This is a genomic window from Quadrisphaera sp. DSM 44207, assembly GCF_900101335.1.
GTDB lineage: Bacteria > Actinomycetota > Actinomycetes > Actinomycetales > Quadrisphaeraceae > DSM-44207.
The window spans coordinates 505,574-520,338 of sequence record NZ_FNKA01000002.1 but is presented as its reverse complement, the minus strand read 5'-3'; the positions used below and the strand labels follow the sequence as shown (position 1 = coordinate 520,338).

At 76.1% G+C, this 14,765-nt stretch carries 13 protein-coding genes and 1 pseudogene; 11 read left to right on the top strand and 3 right to left on the bottom strand.

Going from position 1 to position 14,765, the window contains the following annotated elements:
- Positions 1–81: 81 nt before the first annotated feature.
- Positions 82–1,806: pseudogene (locus BLS82_RS16400) on the top strand (GMC oxidoreductase); the annotation flags it as partial.
- Between the two features lie 824 nt (positions 1,807–2,630).
- Here BLS82_RS16400 and BLS82_RS16395 read toward each other — a convergent pair.
- The gene (locus BLS82_RS16395; RefSeq protein WP_092864047.1) at positions 2,631–3,383 is read right to left on the bottom strand and encodes an SDR family oxidoreductase; all 753 of its coding nucleotides are present in this window, start codon (positions 3,381–3,383) and stop codon (positions 2,631–2,633) included.
- A gap of 151 nt (positions 3,384–3,534) precedes the next feature.
- Between BLS82_RS16395 and BLS82_RS08600 the strand changes: the two genes are divergently transcribed.
- Positions 3,535–4,110, top strand: coding sequence for a TetR/AcrR family transcriptional regulator (locus BLS82_RS08600; protein WP_369811072.1), 576 nt, complete (start codon positions 3,535–3,537; stop codon positions 4,108–4,110).
- An 81-nt stretch (positions 4,111–4,191) separates the two neighbouring features.
- Here BLS82_RS08600 and BLS82_RS08595 read toward each other — a convergent pair whose 3' ends face one another.
- Both BLS82_RS08595 and BLS82_RS08590 read right to left on the bottom strand, forming a co-directional pair.
- Positions 4,192–5,262, bottom strand: coding sequence for an SRPBCC family protein (locus BLS82_RS08595; protein WP_092864044.1), 1,071 nt, complete (start codon positions 5,260–5,262; stop codon positions 4,192–4,194).
- Positions 5,259–5,504, bottom strand: a complete 246-nt coding sequence (locus BLS82_RS08590) for a hypothetical protein (RefSeq protein WP_092864041.1) — start codon at positions 5,502–5,504, stop codon at positions 5,259–5,261. Before BLS82_RS08590 ends, BLS82_RS08595 begins: the two co-directional genes overlap by 4 nt.
- Positions 5,505–5,645: 141 nt before the next feature.
- Here BLS82_RS08590 and uvrC point away from each other — a divergent pair, with 141 nt between their 5' ends.
- From uvrC to BLS82_RS08545, 9 genes are all read left to right on the top strand, one after another.
- Positions 5,646–7,673 carry an excinuclease ABC subunit UvrC gene (gene uvrC, locus BLS82_RS08585; protein WP_092864038.1) on the top strand — a complete coding sequence of 676 codons (2,028 nt, stop codon included), beginning with the start codon at positions 5,646–5,648 and terminating at the stop codon, positions 7,671–7,673.
- Between the two features lie 148 nt (positions 7,674–7,821).
- Positions 7,822–8,742, top strand: a complete 921-nt coding sequence (rapZ, locus tag BLS82_RS08580; protein ID WP_092864035.1) for an RNase adapter RapZ — start codon at positions 7,822–7,824, stop codon at positions 8,740–8,742.
- A complete protein-coding gene (yvcK, locus tag BLS82_RS08575) occupies positions 8,739–9,749 on the top strand; it encodes a gluconeogenesis factor YvcK family protein (protein ID WP_255378224.1) in 1,011 nt (336 codons plus the stop codon). The genes rapZ and yvcK overlap by 4 nt, the downstream gene beginning before the upstream one ends.
- Before the next feature lie 81 nt (positions 9,750–9,830).
- The gene (gene whiA, locus BLS82_RS08570; protein WP_092864032.1) at positions 9,831–10,811 is read left to right on the top strand and encodes a DNA-binding protein WhiA; all 981 of its coding nucleotides are present in this window, start codon (positions 9,831–9,833) and stop codon (positions 10,809–10,811) included.
- Positions 10,812–10,938: 127 nt separating this feature from the next.
- Positions 10,939–11,940 carry a type I glyceraldehyde-3-phosphate dehydrogenase gene (gene gap / locus BLS82_RS08565; RefSeq protein WP_092864029.1) on the top strand — a complete coding sequence of 334 codons (1,002 nt, stop codon included), beginning with the start codon at positions 10,939–10,941 and terminating at the stop codon, positions 11,938–11,940.
- 26 nt (positions 11,941–11,966) lie between these two features.
- A complete protein-coding gene (pgk, locus tag BLS82_RS08560) occupies positions 11,967–13,229 on the top strand; it encodes a phosphoglycerate kinase (protein ID WP_092864026.1) in 1,263 nt (420 codons plus the stop codon).
- Positions 13,211–14,005 (top strand): triose-phosphate isomerase, encoded by a 795-nt coding sequence (tpiA, locus tag BLS82_RS08555; RefSeq protein WP_092864022.1) that lies wholly within the window; start codon positions 13,211–13,213, stop codon positions 14,003–14,005. The genes pgk and tpiA overlap by 19 nt, the downstream gene beginning before the upstream one ends.
- A gap of 64 nt (positions 14,006–14,069) precedes the next feature.
- Positions 14,070–14,327, top strand: coding sequence for a preprotein translocase subunit SecG (secG, locus tag BLS82_RS08550; protein ID WP_092864019.1), 258 nt, complete (start codon positions 14,070–14,072; stop codon positions 14,325–14,327).
- Between the two features lie 79 nt (positions 14,328–14,406).
- On the top strand, positions 14,407–14,760 hold the full coding sequence (locus BLS82_RS08545) for an RNA polymerase-binding protein RbpA (RefSeq protein WP_092864016.1): 354 nt from the start codon (positions 14,407–14,409) through the stop codon (positions 14,758–14,760).
- Positions 14,761–14,765 lie beyond the last annotated feature (5 nt).

Here is a 14,765-nt window from a genome sequence, read left to right as displayed (position 1 = left end):
GCGGTCAGCGCGCTGCGGTCCGGGTGCGGGTCGCCGGGCCCGCGTCAGCCCCCGTGCACGAGGGGTTGACATCAGGCCGTAGTGACTGTGTACTCACACACATGCTGTGCTCCTTCTCGCCGACGTCCTCGGCCACGACGCCGCCCTGCCCGCCTCGCGCCGAGGAGGGGTGACGTGGCGTCGACCCGGCCTGCGGAGCGCCTCGCGCGGAGCTCCTACCAGGCGCTCGTCATCGGCACCGGGTTCGGAGGGGCCGTGGCCGCGTGCCGCCTGGCCCAGGCCGGTGTGGACGTCGCGGCGATCGAGCGCGGACGCCGCTGGCCCCTCGGCAGCTTCCCCCGCGACACCGGCAGGCTGGAGGACGGCTGGCTGTGGGCGTGCGAGCACGGCCTCTACGACGTCCGGCCGCGCGGCGACGTCCTCGCCGTGCAGGCCGCCGGCTACGGAGGCGGCTCCCTGGTCTACGCCAACGTCGCGGCGCGCCCGCCCCAGGAGGTCTTCGCGAGCTGGCCCGCCCCCTACGGCCGGGCGGCGCTGGAGCCGTACTTCGACCTGGCCGCGCACATGCTCGACGTCTCCCCGGCGCCGGCTGACCCTGGCACGGGGCAGGCGCCGCCGATGACCCGGCTGATGCAGACCGCGGCCGAGCGGGTGGACCGGGTCGACGGCTTCTTCCACCCCAACCTCGCCGTGACCTTCGCCGACCCGGACCCCTCCCGGCCACCGCGCCCGCGCGTCGGGCTGCCGCAGGCGGCCTGCACCTTCTGCGGGGAGTGCGACATCGGGTGCAACACCGGCGCCAAGAACACCCTCGACCGCAACTACCTCGCCGTGGCCGAGGAGCACGGCCTCGCGGTCGGCACGCGCACCGAGGCCGTCAGCATCGCCCGCGCCGGCGACGGCCCCGGCGACGGCTCCGGCGACCGCCCCGGCGGCGGCTCCGGCGGTGGGTACCGCGTGCGGGTGCGCGAGCACGGCCACGGGGACGACGGCAAGGGCGTGGTCGAGCGAGTGATCGCCGCCCGTTCGGTGTTCGTCTGCGCGGGCGCCCTGGGGAGCACCGAGCTGCTGCTGCGCAGCCGCGACCAGCACCGCACGCTGCCGGACCTGCCGGCCGCGCTGGGGGAGGGGTACTCCGGCAACGGGGACTTCCTGGGCTTCGGCTTCGACCTGCCCGACGCCGCCGAGCCGGTGGCCGGGCCCACGATCACCACCGCCTCCGTCGTGCGCGCCGACACCGCCGAAGGCGAGCGGTGGTTCGTCCTCGAGGACGGCGGGTTCTCCCCGCACGTCTCCCGCCTCGTGGCCGGGCTGGACCTGGCGACCCTGCCGGCCCAGGCGCTGCGGGCGATCGCGCCCCGGTCGCGCACCGCGCTCGCGGGGGCCCGCCGCCTGGCCGAGGCGATGCCCGACCGGCTCGCCGAGCGCACGAGCCGCACCGCGGTGCTGCTGGCCATGGGCCGTGACGTCGCCGACGGGCGCATCGAGCTGCGCGGGCGCGACCACCGGCTGCGGATCACCTGGGACACCACCCGCAACGACGCCCTGTACGCCGCCGAGGAGGCCGCGTCCGCCGAGGTCGTGCGGGCCCTCGGGGGGCGGCCGGCCTCGTTCCCGACCTGGCGGCTGTTCCGCCAGCCGGTGACCGTGCACAACCTCGGCGGCTGCCGCATGGCCACCTCCCCCGACGAGGGCGTGGTCGACGTCGACGGGCAGGTCTTCGGCCACCCCGGCCTGCACGTCCTGGACGGCGCTGCCCTGCCCGGCGCCACGGGCGGGAACCCCTCGCTGACCATCGCCGCGGTCGCCGAGCGCTGCGCGCAGGTCGCGGTGCGCCGGATGACCGGCGACGCCTCGTGGGAGCCGCCGGAGCGCGCCGCCGTGCGCCGCGGCGGCATCCCGGAGGACGTCGCGGTCGCCAGCACGCGGGCCCGGCGCCCGGAGCCGCCGCCCTGCGCCGGGGTCGTCTTCTCCGAGGTGATGGCCGGCCGGCTCGGGGACGACCGGGTCACCCTGCGGCTGACCGCGCGGATCGCCGACCTGCGGGCCTTCCTGCGCGACCCCCGCCATCCCGTCGCGCTCACCGGCACGGTGGACGTCGAGGGCCTGACCCCCGCACCGGCCTCGGTGCTCGAGGGGGTCCTGCACCTCCTGGTGCCCGCGGCCGAGGACCCGCGCGGTCGCACCATGGCCTACGAGCTGGTCTTCGCCGACGGCGCCGGGGTGCACCGGGTGCTGCGCGGGCGCAAGGACGTCCCGGGCACCGGGGGCGCGATGCCGTGGAGGACGACCACGCGCCTGGGCGTCGTCCTGGACCCCGCCGAGGACCCCGACGAGGGCTCCGTCCCGGGCTCCCGGGGCACCGCGGGGTCCCGCGGGACCTTTACCATCAGCCCCCTCGGGGTGGTGCGACTGGTGGCCAGCGCCCGGGCCACCGGCCTGGCGCCCGCGGGCGGGGTCGTCACCGCCGTCCGCGCCGGGGCGGTGCTGGCCCGCTTCGGCGTCTTCTTCACCCGCGAGGTGGCGGCGGCGCACCGGGTGCGGAGGCGAGCGCGGTCACGCTCCTGCAGGGGTGGACGTCGTCGTGGTGGACGGGTCCTGCGGATGGGTGGGGTGCTGCGACGAGGTGCTCACGCGGCTCCTCCGTTGGCGTGGAGCACCTGGCCGTTGACCCAGCGGCCGGGGCCGGCGAGGAAGGCGACGACCTCGGCGACGTCCTCGGGCGTGCCCAGGCGCTCCATCGGGTTCATCCGCGCCATGCGGTCGACGGTCGCCTCGTCCTTGCCCTCGAGGAACAGCGGCGTGGCGGTGGGGCCGGGCGCGACGGCGTTGACCGTGACGTCCCGCCCGCGCATCTCCTTGGCGAGGACCAGCGTCATCGCCTCGACGGCGCCCTTGGTGGCCGCGTAGGCGCTGTAGGTGGGCAGGGCGAGCCGGGTCACCGAGGTGGAGAAGTTCACGATCGCCCCGCCGGCGCGCACGCGGCGGGCGGCCTGCTGGGAGACGACGAAGGTGCCGCGCACGTTGGTGCGGTGCATGCGGTCGAAGTCGGACAGCGCCAGGTCCGCCAGGGGGGAGAGCAGCATGATCCCGGCGGTGTTCACGACGACGTCGACGCCGCCGTGCTCGCGCTCGACGGCGTCGAACAGGGCGGCGACCTGGTCCTCGTCGGCGACGTCCGCCTGCGCGGCGCTCGCCCGCCCTCCGGCCCCGGTGATCGCGTCGACGACCTCCTGGGCGCGGGCGGGCCTGCCGGCGTAGTGGACGACGACGCTCACGCCGTCGCGGGCCAGCCGCTCGGCGGCAGCGCGGCCGATGCCGCCGGAGCCGCCGATGACGACGGCGACGCGAGGGCCGGAGTGCTGGGTGGTGGGGTTGGTCATGGGACCTCCTCGGACGGGACTGCAGCACCGTCTATGTGGACGGCACGTACACTAGAGCATGATGTGTACGCTGTGTCCACTTCAGGTCGTTCCGGGGCGCGGGAGGCGAGCGGTGGAGGACCAGGGCGTGCTGGCGACCGGCGACCAGCCGGTGCGCCGCCGACGCGGGCGCCGGCCCGCCGACGTGGTCCGGCGAGAGGTCCTGGAGACGGCCGGGCGGCTGCTGCTGTCCGAGGGGATGGGCCCCTTCACGATCGAACGGGTCGCCGCCCTGTCGGGGGCCAGCAAGATGACGATCTACAAGTGGTGGCCGTCGAAGGGGGCCCTGGCGCTCGACGGCTACTTCACGAGCGTCGAGACCGCCCTGGCCCTCCCGGACACCGGTGACCTCGAGGCGGACCTGACGACCCAGCTGACCGCCTTCGTGCACCTGCTGCGCGACACCCGGGCCGGGCGCGTGATCGCCGAGCTCATCGGAGCGGCCCAGACGGACCCCGAGCTGGCGGCCGCGTACCGGCACCGGTACTCCGGTCCTCGCCGGGCCCTGGCCGTGGAGAGGCTGCGCCGCGCGCAGGAGCGCGGCCAGGTGCACCCGGACGTCGACCCGGAAGTCGTCGTGGACCAGCTGTGGGGCGCCTGCTACCACCGCCTGCTGCTGCCCGACCAGCCGCTCACCGACGCCTTCGCCGCCGCGCTCGTGCGCAACCTCGTCCACGGGCTGCGCTGACCGCCGCCGCCGCGGTCCGACCCGCGGCCCGGTGGCCCGGCGGGATGCGCGGCGGCGGGCGCGCCGACGTCCTGCGGGCGGTCAGGCGGGCTCGCTGGCGGCCTGGGCGATGCTCACGGCGGTGCGGCGCAGCTGCACGGTGACCGTGCGCTCGAGCAGGGGTCGCAGGAGCTTCCAGCTCCTGCCGCGGGTCACCCAGCGCTTGTGCAGGTCGATGGTGCAGCCCTGCTCGTGCTCCTCGAGGCGGACGTGCAGCGTCCAGCTCCCGCCACCGTCCACCGACCCGGCCCCACGCCCAGGCCTGGTCCCGGGCGCGTGGTGCGCCCAGGCGATCTCCGCGCCCGGCACCAGGCGGGTCACGACCTGGGGTGCGACCCGCTCCCGGTCGCCCGGGCTGGTGGTGGTGACCTCCTCGGTGCCGTCGGCTCCGACGTCGACGCCGGCGCAGTTCGGGTCCCACTCCGGGCGCCGCTGCGGGGAGGCGATCAGCGCCCACACCCGCTCGCGCGGGACCGGCAGGACCTGGGTGTGCCGTGCCTGCATCCGGGTCGACCCGGGCGGCAGCGGCGCGCCGTCGGCGTCGTCGAGGTCGGCGGCATCGAGGTCAGCGGGAGGCTGCTCGTCCTGTCCCTGCTGCCGCCCCGGGCGTGCGGCGTCGGCGCCGCCGTGGAGCCCGTCGCGGACGCCGCGCTCCAGCGCGGCGGGGTCGACGCCCGCCTGCTGCAGGAGGCGGCGCACCCGCGGGCCGTCCTCGAGCAGGGCGAGCAGGAGCGCCCGGTCGTCGGTGCGGAAGCCGAGTCCGCGCTCCTCCAGCAGCTCACCGGCCCGCTCGCTGACCGGCAGGTGCTGGTCGAGGACGTCGCGGGCGGAGCCGGCGGGCGGAGGCGCGGGGACGGCGTCGGGAAGTCCCAGGCTCGCGAGGTCCTGCTCCTGCAGCTGCACGAGCGCCCGGCGCAGCCCGGCGAGGTCCACCCCGGCGCCCGTGAGCGCTCGCGCGCTGGGCCCGCCGGTGGCCAGCAGCCCCAGCAGCAGGTGCTCGGCCTCGACCTCCGGGTGCCCGAACCGCGCGACCTCCGCGCGCGCCGCCGCGACGACGTAGGGGACCTGCCGGGCCAGGGACCGCTCCGGATCGGGACGCGGTTGAACGCTCATGCTCGCTCCTCTCCGCGGGGGCCGCGCCCCCGCAACCGCCGGGCGTACTTCTTGTGCACCGCCTGCCGGGTCACGCCCAGCTCCGCGGCGATGTCGGACCAGGAGGCCCCGTGGGCGAGGGCCTGCTCCACCTGGCGCAGCTCCAGGGTCTCCAGCAGGCGCCGCAGCGCCGCGACCGCGCGCAGCCCGGCGGCGTGGTCCTCGGGATCCGAGGCGGTCGCCGCCAGCGCCGCCGCGTCCACGGTGTCAACCGTAGTTGCTCGGGGGACCGGCGTCAACCCGAGTTGCTCACCGTGCCGCGGGTCGTCGCCGAGGTGCGCCTGCCCGCCGCGGGGCCAGGAGGCCGTCCGGGCGCGGTTCCCGCGCGTGCTTAGGCTGAACGGGTGGCCGATCCCGCGACCTACCGCCCTCGGCCGGGGGAGGTGCCCGACTCTCCCGGCGTCTACCGCTTCCGCGACGCCAGCGGGCGGGTGATCTACGTCGGGAAGGCCAAGAGCCTGCGCTCGCGCCTGGCGAACTACTTCCAGGACCTCTCGGCGCTGCACCCGCGCACCCAGACGATGGTCACCACCGCCGCGAGCGTGGAGTGGACCGTCGTCGGGTCCGAGGTCGAGGCGCTGCAGCTGGAGTACTCCTGGATCAAGGAGTTCGACCCCCGCTTCAACGTCAAGTACCGCGACGACAAGTCCTACCCCTACCTCGCGGTGACGATGGGTGAGGAGCACCCGCGCGTGCAGGTGCTGCGCGGGGCCAAGCGCAAGGGCACCAAGTACTTCGGGCCGTACACGCACGCCTGGGCGATCCGCGAGACCGTCGACCTGCTGCTGCGCGTCTTCCCCGTGCGCACCTGCTCGGCGGGCGTGTTCAAGCGCGCCCGCCAGGTGGACCGCCCGTGCCTGCTCGGCTACATCGACAAGTGCTCCGCGCCCTGCGTCGGGCGGATCAGCGCCGAGGACCACAGGGCGCTCGCCCAGGAGTTCGTCGACTTCATGGGCGGCAACACCTCCCGCTACCTGCGCCGCCTGGAGCGGGAGATGAAGGACGCCGCGGCGCGGATGGACTTCGAGCGGGCCGCCCGGCTGCGCGACGACCTCGGCGCCCTGCGCAAGGTCCTCGAGAAGAGCGCCGTCGTCCTGCCCGACGCCACCGACGCCGACGTCTTCGGCCTCGCGGAGGACGAGCTCGAGGCGGCCGTGCAGGTCTTCCACGTGCGCGGGGGCCGGATCCGGGGCCAGCGCGGCTGGGTCGTCGAGAAGGTCGAGGACGTCACTCCCGCCGACCTCGTCCAGCACCTGCTGCAGCAGGTCTACGGCGACGAGGCGAGCAGCGGGGACGGGCAGGACGGGCAGGACGGCGGCGCCTCGGGCTCCGGCGGCGTCCCGCGGGAGGTGCTCGTGCCGGTGGAGCCTCCCGACCTCGACCAGGTGACCACCTGGCTGAGCGGGCTGCGCGGCTCGCGCGTCGACGTCCGCGTGCCCCAGCGCGGCGACAAGCGCGCCCTGCTGGAGACGGTCGAGCGCAACGCCGTCGGCGCGCTGAAGCTGCACAAGACCCGCCGCGCCGGGGACCTGACCACCCGCAGCCTCGCGCTGCAGGAGGTCCAGGACGCGCTCGGGCTCGACGACGCCCCGCTGCGCATCGAGTGCTACGACGTCTCGAACCTGCAGGGCACCGAGGTCGTCGCCTCGATGGTCGTCTTCGAGGACGGCCTGCCCCGCAAGAGCGAGTACCGCCGCTTCGCCGTGCGCGGGACGAACGGCCTCGACGACACCGCGGCCCTGCACGAGGTGCTCGTGCGCCGCTTCCGCCGCGGCATCGAGGAGCGCGCCGCGGACGCCGCGCCGGAGCTCGGCGACGTCGGGCCGGTGCCGGCGTCCCGCGAGGTGCCCGCCGGCATCGACCCCGCCACGGGACGCGCGCGGCGCTTCGCCTACCAGCCGAACCTCGTCGTCGTGGACGGCGGCCCGCCGCAGGTGGCGGCCGCGGCGCGGGCCCTCGCCGAGCTGGGGGTCGAGGGCGTGGCGCTGTGCGGCCTGGCGAAGCGGCTGGAGGAGGTGTGGCTGCCGGGGGAGGAGTTCCCCGTCGTCCTGCCGCGCACGTCCGAGGGCCTGTACCTGCTGCAGCGGGTGCGCGACGAGGCCCACCGCTTCGCCATCACCTACCACCGCGCCAAGCGCAGCAGGACCATGACGAAGAGCGCGCTGGACGACGTCCCGGGCCTGGGCCCGGCGCGCAAGGCGGCGCTGCTGGCGAGGTTCGGGTCGATCAAGCAGCTGCGCACGGCCACGGCCGAGCAGGTGGCCGAGGTGCCCGGCGTCGGCCCGGCGACCGCCGCCGCGGTCGTCGCCGCCCTGGCCGCCGACGCGCCGGAGCCCGCCGTCGACCTCACGACGGGCGAGCTCGTCGACTGAACCGCCACGACCGGACGACGCGACCCGTGACGCCCTCGCGGCACGGGCGGCCCGGGCGGTCGCTCCAGGAGCACGCGCGCCCAGCTGACCGCCCTGGCCGAGCGACCCGGCCCAGAACCGCGCTCGGGACGCAGGCGGCGCTGGCACGATGGGCGCCGTGACCACCGCCGAGGCGCCGCAGGCCCCCGAGCTGCCGCAGGCCTCCGAGCTGCTCGTCGTCACCGGCCTGTCCGGCGCCGGCCGCTCCACCGCGGCCCACGTGCTGGAGGACCTCGGCTGGTACGTCGTCGACAACCTGCCCCCGCAGATGCTCGCGCCCCTCGCGGAGCTGGCCGCCGGGGCGTCGCGGACCGTGCCGAGGGTCGCCGTCGTCCTCGACGTGCGCGGCCGCGGCTTCTCCGCCGACCTGTTCTCCGCCCTCTCGGGCCTGGAGCAGCGCGGCGTGCGCCACCGCGTGCTCTTCCTCGAGGCGAGCGACGCCGTGCTCGTGCGCCGCTTCGAGTCGGTGCGCCGCCCCCACCCGCTGCAGGAGGAGGGGCGCGTCCTGGACGGGATCGTCGCCGAGCGGGAGCTGCTGCGGGACCTGCGCGCCGCCGCCGACGTCGTCATCGACACCACCGACCTCAACGTCCACCAGCTCGGCGCGGCCGTCACCGACGTCTTCGGGGACGTCGACCGCACGCGCCTGCGCCTGACGCTGGTCTCCTTCGGCTTCAAGTACGGCCTGCCCACGGACGCCGACCACGTCGTCGACGTCCGCTTCCTGCCCAACCCGCACTGGGTGCCCGCGCTGCGCCCCCACACGGGCAGGGACGCGCCCGTCAGCGACTACGTGCTCGGGCAGGAGGGCGCCGGGGAGTTCCTCGACCGCTACGCCGCCGCGCTCGAGCCCGTCCTCGCCGGCTACGCGCGCGAGAACCGCCGCTACGCGACCATCGCGATCGGCTGCACCGGCGGCAAGCACCGCTCCGTGGCGATGTCCGAGGCCCTCGCCGCGCGGCTGCGGGCGGCGACCGGCGAGGGCGGCCCGTCGGTGCGCGTGGCGCACCGGGACCTGGGCCGCGAGTGAGCGCCGCCGCCCCCCGCCGCCCCGGGCAGCTGCCGGGGCGGCGGCGCCGCGCCGGCGCCGGCCCCGCCGTCGTCGCCTGCGGGGGAGGTCACGGGCTGGCGGCGTCGCTGTCGGCCCTGCGCCACCTGTCCGAGCGGCTGACGGCGGTGGTCACCGTCGCCGACGACGGCGGCTCCAGCGGCCGGCTGCGCGAGGAGTTCGGCGTCCTGCCGCCCGGGGACCTGCGCATGGCCCTCTCGGCGCTGTGCGACGACACCGAGTGGGGGCGCACCTGGCGCGACGTGCTCCAGCACCGCTTCCACACCGACGGCGCCCTGCACGACCACGCGGTGGGCAACCTGCTCATCGTCGCCCTGTGGGAGCAGCTGGGGGACGCCGTGGCCGGCCTCGACCTCGTCGCCCAGCTGCTCGGCGCGCGCGGGCGCGTGCTGCCGATGTCGTCCGTGCCGCTGCGGATCGAGGCCGACGTCGCGGGCCTGCACCCGGACCCCGAGCGCCTGGAGGTCGTGCGCGGCCAGGTGGCGGTGGCCACCACCGAGGGTCGCGTGGCCGGCGTCCGGCTGCTGCCGGGCGACCCGCCGGCGCGCCCGGAGGCCGTCGAGGCCGTCCTGGCGGCCGACTGGGTCGTCCTCGGCCCCGGCTCGTGGTTCACCAGCGTCACCCCGCACCTGCTCGTGCCGGACCTCGCGGCGGCGCTGCAGGCCACGCCCGCCCGCCGCTGCCTCGTGCTCAACCTCTCGGCGCAGCGGGGCGAGGCCACGGGCCTGTCCGCCGCCGACCACGTGCGGGCCCTGACCGCCCACGCCCCGCGGCTGCGCCTGGACGTCGTCCTCGCCGACCCCAGCGCCGTCGAGGACGTCGAGGACCTCGCCACCTCCGCCGAGGCCGCCGGCGCGCGCCTGGTGCTGCGCCAGGTCGGGCGCGGCGGCGTGCCCGAGCACGACCCGCTGCGCCTGGCCGCCGCCTTCCGCGACGTCTTCGACGGCGCCTGGGGCGACGTCGGCTGACCCCTCCCGCCCGTCCGCGCGCCGGTGGCGTTTCGCCGGTTTCGCCCGCGCTCGGGCGTGTCGCGGTGGCAGGATTGGGCCATGGCTCTGACGGCACAGGTGAAGGACGAGCTCAGCCGTCTGCCGGTCCAGCGCTCGTGCTGCCGCAAGGCCGAGGTCTCCTCGCTGCTGCGGTTCGCGGGCGGCCTGCACATCGTCTCCGGGCGCGTGGTGGTCGAGGCCGAGGTCGACGCGGGCGCCACGGCGCGCCGGCTGCGCCGCGACCTGGCGGAGGTCTACGGCGCCGCCAGCGAGGTCCTCGTCATCGCTGGCGGCGGGCTGCGGCGCGGGTCGCGCTACGTCGTCCGGGTCGTGCGCGACGGGGAGGCCCTGGCCCGCCAGACCGGCCTGCTCGACGGCCGCGGCCGCCCGGTGCGGGGCCTGCCGCCGCACGTGGTCGCCGGCGCCGTCTGCGACGCCGAGGCCGCGTGGCGCGGCGCGTTCCTCGCGCACGGCTCCCTGACCGAGCCGGGCCGCTCCTCCGCGCTGGAGGTCACCTGCCCCGGCCCCGAGGCGGCCCTGGCCCTCGTCGGCGCCGCCCGCCGGCTGCAGATCAGCGCCAAGGCGCGCGACGTGCGCGGCGTCGACCGCGTCGTCATCCGGGACGGCGACGCCATCGCGGCCCTGCTCACGCGCCTGGGCGCCCACGACGCCGTGCTGGTGTGGGAGGAGCGGCGCATGCGCCGGGAGGTGCGCGCCACCGCCAACCGGCTGGCCAACTTCGACGACGCCAACCTGCGCCGCTCGGCGCGCGCCGCCGTCGCGGCCGGCTCCCGCGTCGAGCGGGCGCTGGAGATCCTCGGGGACGACGCCCCGGAGCACCTGCGCACGGCCGGCTCCCTGCGCCTGGAGCACAAGCAGGCCTCGCTGGAGGAGCTCGGCGCGCTCGCCTCGCCGCCGATGTCCAAGGACGCCGTGGCGGGGCGGATCCGCCGGCTGCTGGCCATGGCCGACCGCCGCGCCGCCGAGCTCGGCATCGCCGGCACCGACGCCAACCTGACCCCGGACATGCTCGACGCCTGAGCCGCTCCGGCCCGCCCGCCGCAGCGCGGCCCCTGTGTCCTGCGTCACGCTGCGTCCCCTAGGGTCGTGCCGCAGACCCAGTCATCCCCGCGGCTCGGTGGAGCCGCACCGACCAGGAGGCACCGTCGTGACCATCCGCGTGGGCATCAACGGCTTCGGCCGCATCGGGCGCAACTTCTTCCGGGCCGTGCAGGCCTCCGACGTCGACATCGAGATCGTCGGCGTCAACGACCTGACCGACAACGCCACCCTGGCGCACCTGCTCGCCTACGACTCGGTGCTGGGCCGCCTGGAGGGCGTGAGCACCAGCGGCGACGAGATCAGCGTGGACGGCAAGAGCTTCAAGGCCCTCGCCGAGCGCGACCCGTCCGCGCTGCCGTGGGGCGAGCTGGGCGCCGACGTCGTCGTGGAGTCCACCGGCATCTTCACCGACGCCACCAGGGCCCGCGCCCACATCGACGCCGGCGCCAGGAAGGTCATCATCTCCGCCCCGGCGAAGAACGAGGACTTCACCGTCGTCATGGGCGTCAACGACGACCAGTACGACCCGGCGTCGCACCACATCATCTCCAACGCCTCCTGCACCACCAACTGCCTCGGGCCGATGGCCAAGGTCATCCACGAGGCCTTCGGGATCCAGCGCGGCCTGATGACGACGGTGCACGCGTACACGCAGGACCAGAACCTCCAGGACGCCCCCCACAAGGACCTGCGCCGCGCCCGCGCCGCCGCGATCAACATCGTCCCGACCTCCACCGGCGCGGCCAAGGCGATCGGCCTGGTGCTGCCGGAGCTGCGGGGCAAGCTCGACGGCTACGCCCTGCGCGTGCCGGTGCCGACCGGCTCGGCCACCGACCTGACGGTCACCGTGGGCCGCGAGACCTCCGTCGAGGAGGTCAACGCCGCCGTCAGGGCCGCCGCCGAGGGCACCCTGAAGGGCTACCTGAGGTACACCGAGGACCCGCTGGTCTCCTCCGACATCGTCACCGACCCGGCGTCCTGCATCTTCGACGCCGGCCTGACCAAGGTGATCGGCGACCAGGTGAAGGTCGTCGGCTGGTACGACAACGAGTGGGGCTACTCCAACCGCCTCGCCGACCTGATCGCCCTGGTCGGCAAGGACCTCTGAGCACCCCCGCCCGGGAGGCACGCAGCGTGAGGACCATCGACGACCTGCTCGCCGCGCAGGGCGACCTGCGCGGCCGGCGGGTGCTGGTGCGCAGCGACCTCAACGTCCCCCTGGACGGCGCTCGGATCACCGACGACGGCCGGGTCCGGGCGTCGCTGCCGACGTGGCAGCGACTCCTGGACGCCGGCGCGCGGGTGGTCGTGTGCGCGCACCTCGGCCGCCCCAGGGGCGCGCCGGAGGAGCGCTACTCCCTGCGCCCGGTGCACGCGCGGATCGCCGAGCTGCTGGCGGGCACGACCGCGCGCTTCGCCGAGGACACCGTCGGCCCGTCGGCCCGCGCCGCGGCGCAGGCCCTCGGGGACGGCGAGCTGCTGCTCGTGGAGAACCTGCGCTTCGACGCGCGCGAGACCAGCGAGGACGACGCCGAGCGCGGCGCCCTCGCCGACGAGCTGGCGGCGCTCGTGGGCGGCGCGGACGGCGGCGGCCTGTACGTCTCCGACGGGTTCGGCGTCGTGCACCGCAAGCAGGCGAGCGTCTACGACGTCGCGCAGCGGCTGCCGCACGCCGCCGGTGACCTCGTGCTGGCCGAGACCCGGGTGCTGCGCCGCCTGGTGGAGGACCCGCAGCGCCCGTACGCCGTCGTCCTGGGGGGCGCCAAGGTCTCCGACAAGCTCGGGGTGATCGAGAACCTGCTCCGCACCTGCGATCGCCTCCTCGTCGGCGGCGGCATGGTCTTCACCTTCCTCGCCGCGCAGGGGCACGAGGTGGGCAGGTCCCTGCTCGAGGCCGACCAGGTCGAGGCGGTGCGCCGCTCCCTCGACGCGGCCGCCGAGCGCGGCGTCGAGGTCGTCCTGCCCGTCGACGTCGTCGCCGCGACCGCCTTCTCGGCCGACGCCGACCACGAGGTCGTCGGCGTCGAGGCCATCCCGGCCGACCGGATGGGCCTCGACATCGGCCCGCGCTCGGCGACGCTGTTCGCGCAGCGGCTCGCCGACGCGCGCACGGTCTTCTGGAACGGCCCGATGGGCGCCTTCGAGATGGCCCCGTACGCCGAGGGCACCCGTGCGGTGGCCCAGGCGCTCACCGAGGTCACCGCCCGCGGTGGCCTGACCGTGGTCGGCGGCGGCGACTCCGCCGCCGCGGTGCGCGGCCTCGGCTTCGCCGAGGACGCCTTCGGCCACATCTCCACCGGCGGCGGCGCCAGCCTCGAGCTCCTCGAGGGCGAAGCCCTGCCCGGCCTGACCGTCCTGGAACGACCGAGGAGCCCGCGATGGCCCGCACGCCCCTGATGGCCGGCAACTGGAAGATGAACGTCGACCACGTGCAGGCGACGGCGCTGGTGCAGCGCCTGGCCTGGACCCTGCGCGACGCCGGGCACGACCCCGCCGCCGTCGAGGTCGTCGTCCTGCCGCCGTTCACCGACCTGCGCACCGTGCAGACCCTCGTCGAGGGCGACCAGCTGACCGTCGGCTACGGCGCCCAGGACGCCTCGCACCTGGACTCCGGGGCCCGCACCGGCGAGGTCGCCCCGCCGATGCTCGCCCGCCTCGGCTGCCGCTACGTCGTGGTGGGCCACAGCGAGCGGCGCCAGTTCCACGGCGAGGACGACGCCCTCGTGGCGGCGAAGGCCGTCGCGGTGCGCCGCGCCGGGATGCGCCCGATCGTCTGCGTCGGGGAGCCGCTCCAGGTGCGCCGCGAGGGCCGCCAGGTCGCCCACGTCCTCGAGCAGCTGCAGGGCTCCCTCGCCGGGCTGCAGGCCGCGGACCTGCCCGAGGTCGTGATCGCCTACGAGCCGGTCTGGGCGATCGGCACCGGGGAGGTCGCCACTCCCGACGACGCGCAGGAGGTGTGCTCCGCGATCCGCCGGTGGCTGGCCGACTGGCACGGCAGCGAGGTGGCCGACGCGGTGCGCGTGCTCTACGGCGGCTCCGTGAAGTCGGGCAACGTCGCGGCGCTCATGGCGCGCCCGGACGTCGACGGCGCCCTCGTCGGCGGCGCGAGCCTGGACGCGGCGGAGTTCGCCGCCATCTGCCGTTTCGGCGACCACGTCGGGACCACCGCCTGAGCCCGGCCTCGGCACGGCGCCTCGGCACGGCCTGGCGGGCCTCGGTGACCGGTACCCTGCAGCCGTGACCGCGCTGCGCATCGTCCTGATGGTGCTGCTGGCCCTGACCAGCCTGTTCCTGACCCTGCTGATCCTGCTGCACAAGGGCAAGGGCGGCGGGCTGTCGGACATGTTCGGCGGCGGCATGTCCACGAGCGCCGGCTCCTCCGGCGTGGCCGAGCGCAACCTCAACCGCTTCACCATCGCGGTGGCCCTGGTGTGGGCCTCCGTGGTGGTCCTGCTGGGCCTGATCGAGCGGTTCGAGCCGACCACCCCGTCCTGACCGACCCCCGATCGGGCACCGCAGGCCCGATCCCGACCCGCTCCGGCACCGGCCGGGCACGAGCACGAGGGAGACTCCCGTGGCAGGTGGCAACGCGATCCGCGGCAGCCGGGTGGGCGCCGGACCGATGGGCGAGGCGGAGCGCGGCGACACCGCGCCGCGCCGGCGGGTGTCGTACTGGTGCGCCAACGGTCACGAGACCCAGCCGAGCTTCGCGCAGGAGGGCGGCTCGGACGTCCCCGAGACGTGGGACTGCCAGCGCTGCGGCTTCCCCGCGGGCCAGGACCGGGCGAACCCGCCGGCCCCGCCGCGCACCGAGCCCTACAAGACGCACCTGGCGTACGTGAAGGAGCGGCGCAGCGACGCCGACGGCGAGGCCATCCTCGCCACCGCGCTGGAGAAGGTCCGCGCCCGGCAGCGTCCCGTCGGCTGACGGGA